Raw genomic sequence first — 15,407 nt, forward strand, 5'->3', positions numbered from 1 at the left:
ATGAGCGACGACACCCCTACGACCATGCAAGCCCGCGACCTGGTGCTCGCCGTGATCGACGCCGCCTCGGGCCGACCGGACTTCGGGCGAACCTCCCTGCAGAAGACCACCTTCTTCGCAGCCATCGCGCTGGGCGTCGACCTGGGCCACTCCGCCTACTACTACGGCCCGTACTCTGCGGCTGTCGAACAGGACACCGAAGCACTCGTGATGGCTACGCTCGTCGAGGAAGACAGCAGCACCATCGGAGTAAACAATCGAGGCTTCCCGATCACCAGGTACCAGTACAAGGTCTCCAGCGACGGGAAACAACGAGTTCAACAGCTCAAGGGCAAGTACCCAACTGAGGTCGGTGTCGTGGATGAGCTTGTGAAGCAGTTGGTTGCAGTCATCGGCTCACTCGATCAGACCACCCTGGCGGCTGCCGCGAAGACCTACTACATCGCCCGGGAGCAAGGGAGCCCAGTCACCCCCGACACCGTCGCAGACCTCGCAAAAGACTACGGCTGGACGCTACGGGCTGATCGTGTTGCGGACGCCGCCAACGTCCTCAACAGTCTCAACCTCGTCGAGGTTCAGCGATGACACTCGCTTCCGCCCTTACGTGTCCTGTGCAGCAGGTATCGAACGGTACCTGCGCGTATGAGGTAGGCGGTGACCACTGGGTCATCCGGTTCCCGGTCGGGGACGATGCGTGGGAGCTGGAGATTCCCGGATCCGCCATCTCCGGCCTACCGGTGCGGCTGCACCTGGGCGAGGTCTGCTCCGGACGCGGTGTGCAAGCGTCAGCGAAGGTGTCTTGGCGGACCTATCGATGGACGCTTACCCAGCTTCGTGCCTGCCAGTCGGCCTCACCTCAGGCTGCCGACGACTGCCTACGCACGCTCTTGGACGAAGCGTTCGCTGGCCTGTCGGCAGCCCTCCGGTTCTAGACACGTCTCGACTGCGCGCCCGTTCTATTTCTCCTTGCGGACCCCCTTGAACGGGCCGCCGGAGGTCTTGGTGTCTGCGAACCGACCGTCACCGCCCCGTTTGGTGAACAGTCTTGTTGACGGGTTGAACGTCTGAGACCGGTTCTTGACGGCCCCGATCCGATGCCCCTTGCCAGTGTTCTTGGCCATGACTACTCCTAGTTTCTTCAGTGCAACATTGTGCCGATACAGTAACAGCGGTGGCTCGCCTCCGCAACAGTGTCGCAGTTCCGATACACTGTGGTTGTGAACTCCCCCGCCCCGACCGTCGACGTCTCCAGACTGGTCAAAGTCCTGGAGCAACGGATCGACAGCACTGGCGGCTCCTGGCGTCAGGCGGCCGCCAAGATCGGCGTCAGCCCGTCACTGCTGTCGCGATTGAAGAACGGGCAACAGCCGGATCTGCCTGCGTTCGCCAAGATCACCGCCTGGTTGGGCATGACGATGGACGAGTTCCTCGGCGAGCCGACCAAGACGGAAACGGAAACCGAGCTGCAGACCGCGATCACTGCACTGCTCCGTGGCCGCCACGATCTCGACGACGCCGACAAGCAGTACCTGGAGTCCGTCTTCACAGCCACGATCCGGCACATCCGCGAAGTCAGGCCGAAGGACCGGCCATGACCTCGAAGGCCGCGCTGCACCGTCTCGCCGCCGATGTGCGCGCGGAGATCGGCCTCGTGGCCACTCAACCGTTCGACCCGGAAGCGTGGAGTGAGCAGTACGGCGTACCGATCGTGAAGCTCAGCGCTCTCCAGACCGAGGATGAGGCGGTCGGTCGCTTCCTCGGCGCCGGGTCGGCGAGATGGTCCGCCGCACTGCTTCCGAACGGCACCGGTCAAGTCGTCGTCTACAACGACTCCCACGAAGACCCGCGCATTCGGTCAGACCTCGCTCACGAGGCCGCCCATGTAGTAGCTGAGCATGTGGTGACGCTCTCCTGGACGACTCCCGACGGCCGCTGCTCCGGCTGGGGCAAGACGCAGGAGAACGAAGCCGCTGAGCTAGCTGGGGCGCTGCTGATCCCACCGCAGATCGCCCAACGCAGCGCTATGCGGGGCGTGCCAACTGTGGATCTGGCCCAGCAGTACGGCGTGAGCGTCCAGATGGCGCAGTGGCGGATGAGCGTGTCGGGCGGCGCGCTGATCGCTGACCGTGCCCGCCGCAAGCGTCGATCATCGGCTGGATGACCTGTGCCAGATCGCAATCACGCACCTTCCGCGCAGCCACGTCGCCGGCGGCTGCGCGGCACGTCCACCCGTCGACACAGACGTACGCGAGCGCGTGAGCCTTCAGCCGACGACACAGCCGATCCGAGGCTCGAACTTGTTCTTGCCCAAGCGCATCGCGGGCTGACGCAGCAGCAGGCCGCGCTCGACAACCTCCGAGCCCGTGCTGGCACTCTTGTCGCAGCTGCGTCCTTGGTGAGTTCGTTCTTCGGAGCGGCTGCGCTGTCCGACCAGGATCGGCCACCGTCGACCCACTGGGTGCTGCTGGCCTTCGCGTGCCTGTTCGTCGTCCTCGTCGCCGCCATCTCCATCGTCTGGCCGTATCAGTGGCGCTGGGGAATCGACGTTCGACGCCTGCTCGGCGACTACGTCGAAGCCGACCCGCCGGCCCCAATCGACGAGATGAGACGGAGCCTGGCCTGGTATATGCAGGTAGATACCGACTCCAACTCGAAGAAGCTGGACTGCTTGTGGTGGTGTCTACGGATTGCTCTCGTCGCCATCGCGGCCGAGGTCGTGTTCTGGGTGCTCGCATTGTGGATGAGATAGGACTCGTATGAAGGAACAGGCCAAGGCGCCGGCGGATCCGAAACCTCGGCGGCCGATCGCACCGAGCCTCCCCCAGCCGCCTGATCGTCCCAGCCCGACCCGGGCTGTTACCGGGGGCGGTGCACCCGCGCAGCAACCAAGGCCGGAGCCGGCGCCTCCGACGAGGCCTTCCCCGACGGTCCCCGAGCGACGCGACAACCCGCCACACGGCACACCCGCACCCCGGCAACCGGGGCGGCCTCGCCCTCGATGATGAGCAAGCGGCGTCACTAACAACCCCACGCGGTCGAACCACAAGCCTCACCGTGAGGACGTCCGGGGCCGGCTGGGTTCAATGCTGTGTAAGCCGTTGCCCGGCTCGATGCAATACCCGGAGTAGCCAGTCGGCGAGCTGCTCGGTCTCCGCGGCCCACATAGGGTCGTCGATCCCGATCCCGACTCGGCACTGCGCGTTGCGTGCGCAAATATAAAGCGATGAGATAGATTCGACGCCATCAACGAAAGGAACGTGATGACGACTACTACCGCTGTTGTCGTAGAGTCGGAGGAGCCAGTCGAAGAGGGCGACCTCGGCCAGCAGATCGTCGAGGTAATGCTGGAGATCCACGCGGCGTACGCCGACAGCCAGAACCGCTCCGGCAGCCGGCACCAGCGTGTGTACGGTCAGATCTTCGCTGACCTGCCGGACCGTCTCCGCGGCGGTCTGCTGATGCGGCGCGACGACGTGGACGTGCGCAAAGTCGGCCACGCCGGCTACCAGGTCCCGGTGATCGATGGCACCTTGTACTTCCCGTGGCGGCCGCCGGGCGGCGCGAGGCCAGAGAACGTCCAGTTCGGCGGATCGGTTAGCCGCGACGGCTTGTGGCGCGTCCGACGCGAGTCAGATGAGCTGCCGCTATTCACAGTGGAGGGCGACGACCTGGTCCGTGACCATCCCGCCGACCCTGAGATGACCGACCCGCTGGCCGAGCTGCTCGCGGCAGGGGAACACCTGCACGTGGTCATCGTCGCCATGACGTCCAGCTCGCATCAGGTCGACAGCATCGAGTGGGGTCCGGCCTCGCTGAACGCCGACGGCATGCTCGTCTGGGAGCCGGAGCTGCTCTGGGACGGCACGTCCGGGTCGGGCCCGGCCGACATCGGAGGCTCGTCCTTCGACTCGGGCCAGCCGCCCCGGCCGCCGGTCAGCCCGAGGGTCCGCCCCGAGCAGCCCACCTCCGATGGCTGACCGGAACCGACTCGGGGGTAGACGAAACGGGACAGGACCGGGTCAGGACAAGCCGGGACAGAGCGGGCTGGGCGCGGACAGGCCGCAGCTCACGCTCTTCACCGACCAGTCCGTCCAGTCGGACACCGCCAGAGAAGCCGGGAGTGGCTCGCTCGATCAGAAGCGTGCGGGGGTCGCGCTCGGCGCCTTATCCTCGGCGTTCCTACCGGCCAGGCTCACCCAGGCACGCGTGCTCGCCGGCCTGACGAAGCGCGATCTCGCCGACCGGGTCGGGGTCAGTGCCCAGGCGGTCGGCCAGTGGGAATCCAACGTCGCAACACCGCGGCCTGAAAACGTCGCCGACCTAGCACGGTCATTGCACGTCGATGCGGCCTTCTTCGCCGCCGGGCGGCCGCACAAGCGGCTCGATACCGCCGACGCCCACTTCCGCTCCCTGCGCTCCATGCGTGCCTCGGACCGGGCGCGGTCGCTCGCCACCGTCGAGCAGGTGTGGGAGCTGACCTGCGCCCTGGAGCACTACGTGCACCTGCCCGAGCCGAACCTGCCGGTCGTGCCGGCGGGCACTTCGCCGCGGGAGGCCGCGCGGATGGTGCGCGTGCACTGGGGGCAGCAGCATGGGCCATTCCGGCACTTCGTCGCTACAGCCGAAGTGAACGGTGTGGTCGTGGTCCATGCTGACCTCGACTACATCGAACGGGTCGACGCCTTCTCGGCGGTCGTCGCAGGCCGGCCGATCGTCGTCACCACCCAACGCCGATCCCAGAACGTCTTCGATCACCGGTTCTCTAGCGCGCATGAGCTTGCGCACCTGCTGCTGCATTCCGATGACGACCCGGACCAGTCCACGGAGACCACGCTTGTGCACACCCGGGAGAAGGAGGCCGACGCGTTCGCCGCCGAGTTGCTGACGCCCGCGGCGGAGATGCGATCCCTGCTACCCGAACGGATGGACCTTGCCGCACTCGACCGGTTGTCGCGTGACTGGGGTGTGGAGGTGGCCTCGCTGGTGCGTCGGATGTCGGAGTTGCGAGTCGTCTCCGACGCGACGATGCGCCGCGCCTACATCAAGTTGGCCAGCACCAAAGAGCTTCGACGGCCCGACCCCGTGCACGCTTACGCCGGCGAGCGTCCTCAGATGCTCATCGAGGCGGTGCGGGTGGCCGGATCGTTGGGCCACAGCCGCGTCGCGCTGGCCCAGCAACTGCGATGGCCTGCACGCCGCATCGACGAGCTTCTCGGCCAGGGGGATCCGCGGCCCAAGCTCCTTCTCACCCAATAACCGGACACGCCAAGACAGCCCGCACTGAGGAAAAACGGCGCCGAACCGGCGTGAGCCGTGGCTGCGGAAAGGGTGGGTCTGTTGACGGACGGCGGGCTCGGCCCGAGCCCAAGGGTGTGCGTCCAGTCTGAGGTTCCCGGAGGGGGTCGGTCGTCATTGGGTCAGCGGGGCCGTGCCCAAGGGTGATGCGAAGGCCGTCGGCGTCCGACTAGCAGGGCGGTACGAAGTTTCCGTGGTGATCGATGAACAGGTCGCTGACGACCAGTTCACGGCCGTCGGCGAGTCGGACTTTGTCCCACAGGTCACTGGAGGCGTAGTCGACGACGTTGGGCCCGGTGGTCTGGCACAGCAGGGTGACGCTCGTTCCCTCTTCGAGCAGAGTGGCCTTGTCGAGGAGCCACTGGTCGGTATGGGCAAACAGTCCCTCGCCGCCGGTCCGGGAGACGACGCCGGTCGACGCGTCAGTTGCCGCCGTGGCCGCTTTGGCTGCCCGTCGTTGCTCGGCCTCCTCCCGGAGTCGGGCTAGGTCCTGATCGGACTTGTCGATCGGATCGACTCCGAAGTACACCTGCCACTGACCAGCGGGAAGTTCTTTGTCGTCCGCGCTCTCGCAAGCGGTGCGCTGGTAGCGGACCAGGTCGCGGCCCATCACCGGCTGCCACGTCTCCAGGTCCCAGCTCTGGCCGGTCGCGAACTCCGGGCCATTAATGGCCCCCTTGGACACGCCGTCGCTGCCGCTGCCGATGCTGGCGCCCAAGACGTGGCAATCGAGCTGCCAGTAAATGGAATCGGCGACCTCCCCGGTCAGCCCGGGAACGCAGGCCTGGATTGCGCGCCACACCTCGTTTGTGCCCCACGGTGCCACCCGGCCGTCCACGGACGGTGAGACGACGATCTTCATCCGGGCGCGATCAGGCCAGCGTTCGACGGCGATTCCGTCGACTAAAGAGGTGGGCCCGCAGGCGTTGGCGTGTGCCGGGGCAGTCTGGGCCGTGAGCAGCCCGACCGTGGCGACCAGCAAAGCGGCCGGCATCAGTGTGACTCGTCGCAGCAGCTGGCGCATCGGGCCTACCTTCAGGTCGCGGCACTCCAGCGTAGGTGGGAGTTCGGCGAAGCGGCGGCTGTGTTACTAGCGTCACACACCGTCCAGCGGCCCACCGAGGCTGGCGGAGTAAGGGGTGGTGAACCGGGCAGCGGTCGACGTGGCTGGTCTCGTCGGGGCAGGGATCGGGTATAGCCCGGGGCAGCGGCTCGGGTCGCAGCTCTGGTTGCTCAGGGTTCGGTGAGTTGCTACGTCATCTCGTTACCCACAACGATGAAGTACCCGCCGCGGTCGTAGACGGAGACGCGATAGCTGTGGAGGACGCCGTTCGATGGAAAGTTGTCGCGGCCCCCTGGCACCTGGGAAGTAGGCCAGGGCACCAGCTCCGCGACCGCCACACCTTGACCCTTGAGCCAATCGACACCGAACTCGGGATTACTCGACTCGTCGCTCGACCAGATGAGGCGCCAGTTGACGTCGTATACCTTGAGCATGAGCGGCCTTTCTCGCAGTGAATGTGTCTCCATCTGGAGTATCGGCAGCGCGATGGCCGGCGTGACAACGGTGCGATGAGCCGCGCCTCGCGGCCCATTCGAGGGTCCGGCTGGCGCCCGGCCACAACTCGGTCGGCTGTCCACGCCGTCGCGGGGATCAGTCCACGAACACCGACGTTGAGACCTCAAGCGCCCGCGCTAACCGGACGAGCCGTACGTAGCCGACGTCGGTGGTACCGCGCTCGATCTTCGACACTGTGACCCGGCTGATGCCGGCAGCTTCACTCAGGTCGCTTTGGGTCCAGCCGCGCTGCTTCCGGACTGCGGCGATCCGCTGACCCAGCCGGACAAGATCATCAACACCGGCCGCACTGACGCCGGAATCGAGGGGGGACTCACGTGTCATGTCGCCACGTGCTTTCCAGTCACCACCACTCCAACGTACGGCCCAGAACTGACAAAACCCCTGGTCAGGCCGCCATTGGAGTTTGTGAAGAAACGCGGTCCAGTTCCCCGAACCGCTCTGCTGTGCGCGAGGGGGGATTTGAACCCCCACGTCCTTGCGGACACTGGCACCTGAAGCCAGCGCGTCTGCCGTTCCGCCACTCGCGCGTCAGTCACCCCACCTGGGACAACCGCCGGGAAAGGCTAGCACGCCGTGGCGAGGAGGATCGAATCGTCATTCGTTATCAGGCAGAGACCTCAGCCCCTGTCCCTGGCCAAGGACGACCACAGTGTTGTGATCGAACCGTGCCCCGCTCGGCTGGCATGGACAGGGTTCCCCCGATTCTGGTGGATACGATCTAGGCTGATCCACCGTGCCGGACTAGGGAGGAGGACGACGTGAGCATCTTCGGCAAGTTCGAGAAGAAGGTCGAGAGTGCCGTCAACGGCGTCTTCGCCCGCGCCTTCAAGGGTGACGTCCAGCCGGTCGAGATCGCCGCCCGGCTGCAAAAGGAGCTGGACGCCGAGGCCAAGCTCATGTCGCGCGACAAGCGGCTGGTGCCCAACGAGTTCCGCATCGGGCTGTCCGAGCACGACTACGCCAAACTCACGCCGTACTCGAAGACCCTGATCGCCGAGCTCGCCGGCGAACTGAAGTCCCACGCGCGGGAGATGGGGTACGTGTTCAACGGACCCATCCGGATCCACTTCGAGGAGCAGTCCTCCCTGCCGACCGGCCGCTTCACCGTCGAGTCGGAGGCGGTCGCGGGTACGACCGCAGGGCGGGTGAGCTCGTCTCGGCTCGGGACCTCCCCGAGCGCCGGCAGTCATGCCGGCCCGGTAGGCAGCGCAGCCCCGTCGCCCTGGTCTGCTCCATCCGCAGGCTCAGCCGCCTCAGCCCCGTCCGCACAGTCGGGACCGTCGGCCTTCTCCGCCGGGTCGGCCCACTCCGGCAGATCAGCGGAAAGCGCGTCGGACAGCCCGTACGGCTATGGCCAGTCTCAGCAGCAGCTGGTGCTCGAGGTCAACGGCATGCGGCACCCGCTCACCCCGCCCGGTTTCGTGATCGGCCGCGGCACGGACGCGGATGTGCGCATCAACGACCCCGGCATCTCCCGGCTGCATGCCGAGGTGACGGTCCATCCCAGCACCCACTCAGCCGAGATCGTCGACCTGGGCTCCACCAACGGCATCACGGTCAACGGTCAGAAGGTGCAGCGCGCCCCTTTAGTCGAAGGCACCCGGATCGAGATCGGCTCCACCCGGATGCTGGTGCACGCGCCCGCGGGGCGCTGAGGGAGGCGGCCCATGTCCGAGCTCGCCGTCACCGCCATCAAGGTCTTGTACCTGGCACTGCTGTGGCTGTTCATCCTCTCCGTCGTGTCGGTCATTCGTAGCGACCTGTTCGGCCACACGGTCCCCCAGCCCGGTCCGGCCGACGAGCCGCAGCCGCTGGAGGAGCCCGCGCGCGCCAAGAAGTCGCGGCGGGGCAAGAAGGGCGAACCCCACAAACTGACCATCGTGCAAGGTCCGCAGACCGGGCTCTCCGCGAGTCTGAGCGACGGTGTCGTGCTGATCGGCCGCGGCGCGGACTGCCAACTGATCCTCGATGACGACTACGTCTCCACCCGACACGCTCGGTTGGTCGCCGCCGATGCCGGCCCGTATGTCGAGGACCTCGGCTCGACCAACGGCACCTATGTCAACGGCCAGCGGATCACCGCTCCCACCAGCGTTTCCCTGGTGGACTCCATCCGAATCGGCAAGACAGTCCTGAAGCTGGAGGTATGAGCAGGTGACCCTGCACCTCCGCGTGGTGGCCCAGTCCGTGGTCGGCCTGGTCCGCAAGAACAACCAGGACTCCGGGTACGCGAGTCCGCAGCTGCTCGTGGTCGCCGACGGCATGGGCGGTGCCGCCGCCGGGGATCTGGCATCAGCGGTCGCCATCGGCGTGATCAAGGATCTGGACACGCCGGAGCTGCTGGCGCCGGAACAGCCGGCTCCCGACGAGCCGGCCGCTGCGACTGTGCCTGCAGAACCGGTCGAGATCGAGACCAGCCAGGAAGTCGAGCAGACGATCATCGTGCCGCTCGGCGAACAGACCGCTGAGCAGCCGGCGACCCTGGTGCAGGGCGCGGTCGGGCGCAACCCACTGCTGGGACGGCTCGAAACCGCCATCGGCGAGGCCAACGAGCGGATCGCCGACCAGGTGGCCGCCGACTACACCCTGGAGGGGATGGGCACCACCGTCACCGGCGCCATCTTCGACGGCAACCAACTGGCGCTGGCTCACATCGGGGACAGTCGGGCCTACCTGCTGCGCGACGGACTGCTGGAACAGCTGTCCCACGACCACAGCTGGGTGCAGTCGCTGGTCGACGACGGCAAGATCACCCCCGAAGAGGCGGCGTACCATCCGCACCGCTCCCTGCTGCTCAAGGTGCTCAACGGTCAGCCGGCCAACGACCCCGATCTGACCTCGGTCCCGCTGCAGGCCGGAGACCGGGTGCTGTTCTGCAGCGACGGCCTATCGGGCATGGTCGACGACCACGAGATCGCCGCGTTGATGGCCGTCCCGGACCTCGACCAGGCGGTGACCGAGCTGGTCGAGGCCGCACTGGCCGGCGGTGGGATCGACAACATCACCGTCGTCCTCGCCGAGGCCGTCGCGGGACCGGCCCCGGTCGAAAACGGCGCAACCGAGAATGGCGCGACCGAGACTGCCCTGATCCTCGGCGCCGCCGCCGAGCGCGAGATCCCGGCAGCTCCCCGGCGTACCCACTTCGAGGAAGGCGCCCTCGGCGTCCCCGGCGCGGGGCAGGACGACGACCTCGACCCAGGCCGCCGCAGCGCCGGCCCGGCCACGGCCGCCCGCACCGCGGTCGACCCCCAGACCGACGACGAGTCCCGCTATGCCCCGCGCGCCCCGGCCAAGCGACGTGGTTTACGTACGCTGCTGATCGGCCTGGCGGTGCTGCTGGTCACCGCGGCCGGACTGGGTGCCGGCTATGCCTGGACTCGTACGCAGTACTTCGTCGGTGCCGACAACACCCAGGTCGCCATCTTCCAGGGGCTACCGGACGGCATCCCCGGACTCTCGCTCTCCCAGGTGTACGAGGTGCAGGACCTGCCGGTCGCCAGCCTGCCCCCGTACTACCAAGCACAGGTGATCTCCGGCATCGAGGTCGCCGACCTCGACGCCGCGCGCGCCACCGTCGAGCAGCTCAAGCGAGAGGCCGCGCGCTGCGCCCGGCCACCGCTCAGCCCGACACCCGGCCCAACCGGCAGCCCGAAGCCGATCCCAACCCCGAACGGCTCGACCGGTTCCACCTCGCCCAGCCCCACGGTGATCGGCCCGAGGGTCCCATCGGCGAGTCCGACCAGCCCGACTCCGTCGGAGACGACGTCCACCCCGGCCACCCCACAGGACTGCTGAGCCATGAGCAACCTGGTGGTCGTCCCCAAGAAGCGGCGCGGGGCAGAGCTGTTCCTGCTGCTGTTCGCGCTCGTGCTGGTGCTGGGTGCCTACGCACAGGTCGATCTGAATGTCAGCGGCGAGCTCTCCAGTCGCTTCCCGGTGCTGGCCATCGGATCAGTGGTGGCGGTGATCGCCGCTCATGCCGCCGTACGTTGGCGGCTCCCGTACGCCGATCCGGTGCTGCTGCCCTGCGTGGTGCTGCTCAACGGCCTCGGCATCGCGATGATCCATCGGATCGACCTGATCAACAACCCCCCGTTGGACGGTGCCCGGACACAGCTGATCTGGACCGTGCTCGGGGTGATCATGTTCATCGGAGTCGCGGTCGTGATCCGCGATCACCGGCCGCTGCAGGGCTACACCTACACCCTCGGCCTGGCGGGCCTGGTGCTGTTGCTGCTGCCGCTGGTGCCCGGGCTGGGCACGGAGAAGTTCGGTGCGCAGATCTGGATCCAGGTGGGCCCGTACAGCTTCCAGCCCGCCGAGGCCGCCAAGGTGCTCCTGGCCATCGCCTTCGCCTCCTATCTGGTGGAGAAGCGTGACGTGCTTGCGCTGGCCGGCTGGCGGGTGCTCGGTCTGGACCTGCCGCGCGCTCGCGATCTCGGACCGATCCTGTGCGTCTGGGCGATCAGCCTGCTGATCCTCATCTCGCAGCGCGACCTGGGCACCTCGCTGCTGTTCTTCGGCATGTTCGTGATGATGCTGTACGTCGCCACCGAGCGCGGCGGCTGGGTGGTGCTGGGCGGCTCGCTGTTCGTCGCCGGCGCGTACGTCGCCTTCTTGATGTTCGACCACGTGAAGATCCGGGTCGGCGCCTGGCTGGATCCTTTCGGCGACTACGAGCGTTACTACCAGGTGGTGAACGCGCAATTCGGCATGGCCTGGGGCGGTCTGCTGGGCCGTGGGCTCGGTGAGGGCCGGCCTGGACTGACCCCGCTGGCCCGGTCCGACTTCATCGCGGCCGCCTTCGGCGAGGAGCTCGGCGCGACCGGGCTGATGGCCATCATCGTGATCTACGCGCTGATCGTCTTCCGGGGCCTGCGCACCGCGCTGCAGTGCCGGGATCCGTTCGGCAAGTTGCTGGCCGCCGGTCTGGCGTTCGGGCTCGCGCTGCAGGTCTTCACGATCATCGGTGGCGTCACCCGGCTGCTGCCGCTGACCGGCCTGACCACCCCGTTCCTCTCCCAAGGCGGCTCCTCGCTGATCAGCAACTGGATCATCATCGGGCTGTTGATGGTGATCTCCCACCACGCCCGCAAACCGATCGCGACCGCACTGGACATCGACCCCTCCGACGAGACGACCCAGCTGATCGCGAGGCCCGTATGAGCCGGGACCGCCTGAGCCAGGACTGCCCGAGGTTGGACACCCCATGAACAAGCCGATCCGCCGGGTGGCCTTCTTCGCCTTGATCATGTTCGCGCTGCTGCTGGGCAACGTCACCTACTCGGTGCTGTTCCGTCAGGCCTCCCTGGACGCGAACGCGCAGAACCGGCGTACCCGCGACGCGGAGTTCGCCCAGGACCGGGGCGCGATCCTGGCCACCGGCAAGGTGCCGATGGCCGAGACCCAGGAGTCCAACGACCGGTTCCGATTCCAGCGGGTCTATCCCGACGACGAGCTGTACGCGGTGGTCACCGGCTACTACTCCTACGACCATGCCCGGACCGGCCTGGAGAACTCCTACAACACCGAGCTGGCCGGCACCGACGACTCCCTGTTCGTACGGCGCCTGGTCGACCTGGCGACCAACACGGCCACCAAGGGCGCCAGTGTCCAGACCACCATCGTGCCGCGGGTGCAGCAGGCCGCCACCCAGGCGCTGGGCAACCAGAAGGGCGCGGTCGTCGCCCTGGATCCCAAGACCGGAGCAGTGCTGGCGATGGTCACCAGTCCGAGCTACAACCCGAACGAGATCGCCAGTCACGACATCGAGGCGGCCAACAAGTCCTGGACCCGGCTCGCCAAGGACAAGACCAGTCCGCTGTCCAACCGGGCGGCCCGGGAGATCTACCCCCCTGGTTCGACCTTCAAGCTGGTGACCGCAGCAGCCGCGCTGGAGGACGGCATGACGCCGGAGAGCAAGATCGCCTCGCCGGACCGGCTGAAGCTGCCGAACACCCAGACCTATCTGCCGAACTCGACCAACTGCGGCGGCTCGCAGACCACGCTCACCAACGCGCTCCGGGTGTCGTGCAACACCGCCTTCGCCAATGTCGGCCTCAAGGTGGGTCAGGACAAGCTTCGCGACCAGGCACAGAAGTTCGGCTTCAACGCCCGCCATCTCAATGACCTCAACGGGGTGGCGAGCCAGTTCCCCGACGACATGGACGCCGCACAGCTGGCGCTGGCCTCGATCGGTCAGTTCGACGTCGCGGCCAGCCCGCTGCAGATGGCCATGGTCACCGCCGGCATCGCCAACGACGGCGCAGTGATGGATCCGTATGTCGTGTCCATGGTGCAGGGACCGGACCTGAAGCCGATGTCGACGACCAAGCCGGCCAAGCTCAGTCAGGCGATGTCGCCGTCGAATGCCAAGGAGTTGCAGGAGATGATGCGGATCGTGGTCGCCCAGGGCACCGGCTCGGCGGCCCAGATCTCGGGTGTGTCGGTCGGCGGCAAGACGGGTACGGCACAGTCGGACCCGAAGCGCAAGCCGTTCGCCTGGTTCACCTCGTTCGCCCCGGTCGACGACCCGAAGGTGGCTGTCGCGGTGATCGTGGAGGACGCCGACATCCCCCGGGAGGACATCGCCGGGGGCCGGGTGGCCGCGCCGATCGCGCGGGCGACGATGCAGGCGGCCCTCCAGTGAGCGGGGACAAGTCGGGGGCATTCGCGCGACGACAGGCAGTCGTGGGATGGTCGGACCGGACGCGTACGAGGTCGAGGCGCGCCCAGGTAGAGAAAGGACGCACCGGATGACGACCCAGCCCAAGCTGGTCGGAGGACGCTACGAGCTGGGTGAGCTGCTCGGGCGAGGCGGGATGGCCGAGGTCCATCGTGCCCTCGATCTCCGGCTGGGGCGACCGGTGGCGGTCAAGGAGCTGCGTGCCGATCTGGCCAACGATCCGACCTTCCAGGCCCGGTTCCGGCGTGAGGCGCAGTCCGCAGCAGGCCTGAATCATCCGACGATCGTCGCCGTCTACGACACCGGCGAGGAGACCGACCCGCAGACCGGCACCTCCATCCCGTACATCGTGATGGAGCTGGTCGAGGGCCAGACCTTGCGCGAGATCCTCCGGGAGGGCCGCAAGCTGCTCCCCGAGCGGGCGCTGGAGATCACCATCGGGGTGCTGGACGCATTGTCGTACAGCCACAAGGCCGGCATCGTGCACCGCGACATCAAGCCCGCGAACGTGATGCTGACGCCGAACGGGCAGGTCAAGGTGATGGACTTCGGCATCGCGCGCGCGGTCGCCGACACCTCAGCGACCATGACCCAGACGGCCGCCGTGATCGGCACCGCGCAGTATCTGTCGCCGGAGCAGGCCCGCGGCGAGACCGTGGACGCCCGCTCCGACATCTATTCCGCGGGCTGTCTGCTGTACGAGCTGCTGGTCAGCCGTCCCCCGTTCGTGGGCGATTCACCGGTTGCGGTGGCCTATCAGCACGTCCGCGAGACGCCGGTGCCACCGAGCCAGCTCGACCCGGAGATCACCCCGGACATCGATGCCATCACCTTGAAGGCGCTGGCGAAGGATCCTGATGACCGCTATCAGTCCGCCCGGGAGTTCAAGAACGACATCTCCCGGGTGCTGACCGGGCAGCAGGCCACCGCTGTGGTGCCGCGGCCGATCGCGGAGTCGGAGATCCCGACCCGCGTGGTGACGCCGGTGCCGGCACCGCAGACAGCGAGCGCGGCAGCCGATCTCGATGAGGAGGATGAGGAGCCGAAGAAGCGCGGTGGCCTGATCGCGCTGCTCGTCGTCCTCGGGGTCCTGCTGCTGGCGGGTGTGGGCTGGGGCGTCTGGCGCTGGGCGAGCAAGCCGCCGGAGCCGCTGATGGTCGCCGTGCCCAACGTGGTGACGTACACCCAGGAACAGGCCACCGCCCGGTTGAACGAGGTCGGGCTGAAGACCGAGGTCCGCGAGGTGAACGGCTCGGCCAATACGCAGGGCCAGGTGACCAACCAGGATCCCGGTCCCGACACACAGGCCGAGGTCGGCAGCACGGTGACCATCACCGTGAACCAGGGTCCGAAGACTGGCACCATTCCCAGCGGGCTCATCGGCAGTGACAAGGACCGGGCCGAGGACCAGCTCAACGACGCCGGCTTCGACAACGTCAACCCACAGCCGGCGGACTCGGAGCCCGCCAGTGCGCGGGCCGGGCAGGTGCTCTCGGTGAGCCCGAAGGAGGGTGCCACGGTGCCGCTGTCGACCAAGGTGACCGTCACCTACGCCACCGGTCAGTCGACGGTCCCGAACCTGGTCGGCGTCACCAAGGAACGTGCCACCGCCGATGCCAAGGCGGCAGGCTTCAAGGTCCGGTTCACCGAAATCGAGACCGATCAGCAGCCGCCCGGCCTGGTCGTCGACCAGGATCCGGAGGCCAATACGCAGCTCACCCGCGGGGAGACGATCTCGGCGACCGTGGCCGTGGCGCCGAAGCCTACTCCGACGCCAACCCCGACTCCGACACCGCCGCCGACGTCCAGCACGCCGACCCCGGGCGACACCCCGGGCTGATGTCC

16 protein-coding genes and 1 tRNA gene are annotated in these 15,407 nt (G+C 67.3%); 12 read left to right on the forward strand and 5 right to left on the reverse strand.

The annotated features are described in order from the left end of the window. Complete coding sequence (locus MLP_RS25380; protein ID WP_013866095.1) at positions 1 to 585, forward strand: hypothetical protein; 585 nt, start codon at positions 1 to 3, stop codon at positions 583 to 585. 371 nt (positions 586 to 956) lie between these two features. Here the strand turns inward: MLP_RS25380 and MLP_RS28415 are convergent, their stop codons facing one another. Further along, on the reverse strand, positions 957 to 1,121 hold the full coding sequence (locus MLP_RS28415; protein ID WP_013866097.1) for a hypothetical protein: 165 nt from the start codon (positions 1,119 to 1,121) through the stop codon (positions 957 to 959). A gap of 96 nt (positions 1,122 to 1,217) precedes the next feature. Between MLP_RS28415 and MLP_RS25390 the strand changes: the two genes are divergently transcribed. The 5 genes from MLP_RS25390 to MLP_RS25420 all read left to right on the forward strand — a co-directional run bounded on the left by MLP_RS25390 (position 1,218) and on the right by MLP_RS25420 (position 5,256). After that, positions 1,218 to 1,595, forward strand: coding sequence for a helix-turn-helix domain-containing protein (locus MLP_RS25390; protein WP_013866098.1), 378 nt, complete (start codon positions 1,218 to 1,220; stop codon positions 1,593 to 1,595). After that, complete coding sequence (locus MLP_RS25395; protein WP_013866099.1) at positions 1,592 to 2,161, forward strand: ImmA/IrrE family metallo-endopeptidase; 570 nt, start codon at positions 1,592 to 1,594, stop codon at positions 2,159 to 2,161. The genes MLP_RS25390 and MLP_RS25395 overlap by 4 nt, the downstream gene beginning before the upstream one ends. A 234-nt stretch (positions 2,162 to 2,395) precedes the next feature. After that, complete coding sequence (locus tag MLP_RS25405) at positions 2,396 to 2,749, forward strand: hypothetical protein (RefSeq protein WP_156821303.1); 354 nt, start codon at positions 2,396 to 2,398, stop codon at positions 2,747 to 2,749. Positions 2,750 to 3,260: 511 nt separating this feature from the next. Beyond that, on the forward strand, positions 3,261 to 3,977 hold the full coding sequence (locus tag MLP_RS25415) for a hypothetical protein (RefSeq protein ID WP_156821304.1): 717 nt from the start codon (positions 3,261 to 3,263) through the stop codon (positions 3,975 to 3,977). Further along, positions 3,970 to 5,256 carry an XRE family transcriptional regulator gene (locus MLP_RS25420; protein ID WP_013866103.1) on the forward strand — a complete coding sequence of 429 codons (1,287 nt, stop codon included), beginning with the start codon at positions 3,970 to 3,972 and terminating at the stop codon, positions 5,254 to 5,256. Before MLP_RS25415 ends, MLP_RS25420 begins: the two co-directional genes overlap by 8 nt. 208 nt (positions 5,257 to 5,464) lie before the next feature. On the opposite strand, the gene MLP_RS26920 is transcribed toward MLP_RS25420, so the two are convergent. The 4 genes from MLP_RS26920 to MLP_RS25440 form a co-directional block, all read right to left on the reverse strand. After that, positions 5,465 to 6,319, reverse strand: a complete 855-nt coding sequence (locus tag MLP_RS26920) for a hypothetical protein (RefSeq protein ID WP_013866104.1) — start codon at positions 6,317 to 6,319, stop codon at positions 5,465 to 5,467. A 227-nt stretch (positions 6,320 to 6,546) separates the two neighbouring features. After that, on the reverse strand, positions 6,547 to 6,792 hold the full coding sequence (locus MLP_RS25430; RefSeq protein WP_013866105.1) for a hypothetical protein: 246 nt from the start codon (positions 6,790 to 6,792) through the stop codon (positions 6,547 to 6,549). Positions 6,793 to 6,949: 157 nt separating this feature from the next. Next, positions 6,950 to 7,198, reverse strand: coding sequence for a helix-turn-helix domain-containing protein (locus MLP_RS25435; RefSeq protein ID WP_013866106.1), 249 nt, complete (start codon positions 7,196 to 7,198; stop codon positions 6,950 to 6,952). A 123-nt stretch (positions 7,199 to 7,321) separates the two neighbouring features. After that, positions 7,322 to 7,404: transfer RNA gene (locus MLP_RS25440), tRNA-Leu, on the reverse strand. Positions 7,405 to 7,635: 231 nt separating this feature from the next. Here MLP_RS25440 and MLP_RS28730 point away from each other — a divergent pair. The 6 genes from MLP_RS28730 (at position 7,636) to pknB (ending at position 15,402) form a co-directional block, all read left to right on the forward strand. Beyond that, on the forward strand, positions 7,636 to 8,532 hold the full coding sequence (locus MLP_RS28730) for an FhaA domain-containing protein (protein WP_013866107.1): 897 nt from the start codon (positions 7,636 to 7,638) through the stop codon (positions 8,530 to 8,532). A 12-nt stretch (positions 8,533 to 8,544) separates the two neighbouring features. Then, positions 8,545 to 9,027 (forward strand): FHA domain-containing protein FhaB/FipA, encoded by a 483-nt coding sequence (locus MLP_RS25450; protein ID WP_013866108.1) that lies wholly within the window; start codon positions 8,545 to 8,547, stop codon positions 9,025 to 9,027. Positions 9,028 to 9,031: 4 nt separating this feature from the next. After that, complete coding sequence (locus MLP_RS29620) at positions 9,032 to 10,672, forward strand: PP2C family protein-serine/threonine phosphatase (RefSeq protein ID WP_013866109.1); 1,641 nt, start codon at positions 9,032 to 9,034, stop codon at positions 10,670 to 10,672. Positions 10,673 to 10,675: 3 nt separating this feature from the next. Continuing rightward, complete coding sequence (locus tag MLP_RS25460) at positions 10,676 to 12,043, forward strand: FtsW/RodA/SpoVE family cell cycle protein (RefSeq protein ID WP_013866110.1); 1,368 nt, start codon at positions 10,676 to 10,678, stop codon at positions 12,041 to 12,043. A 43-nt stretch (positions 12,044 to 12,086) separates the two neighbouring features. Next, positions 12,087 to 13,526, forward strand: coding sequence for a peptidoglycan D,D-transpeptidase FtsI family protein (locus tag MLP_RS25465; RefSeq protein WP_013866111.1), 1,440 nt, complete (start codon positions 12,087 to 12,089; stop codon positions 13,524 to 13,526). A gap of 106 nt (positions 13,527 to 13,632) precedes the next feature. Next, on the forward strand, positions 13,633 to 15,402 hold the full coding sequence (gene pknB, locus MLP_RS25470; RefSeq protein WP_013866112.1) for a Stk1 family PASTA domain-containing Ser/Thr kinase: 1,770 nt from the start codon (positions 13,633 to 13,635) through the stop codon (positions 15,400 to 15,402). Positions 15,403 to 15,407 lie beyond the last annotated feature (5 nt).

Origin of the sequence: Microlunatus phosphovorus NM-1, from assembly GCF_000270245.1 — a bacterium.
Lineage (GTDB): Bacteria > Actinomycetota > Actinomycetes > Propionibacteriales > Propionibacteriaceae > Microlunatus > Microlunatus phosphovorus.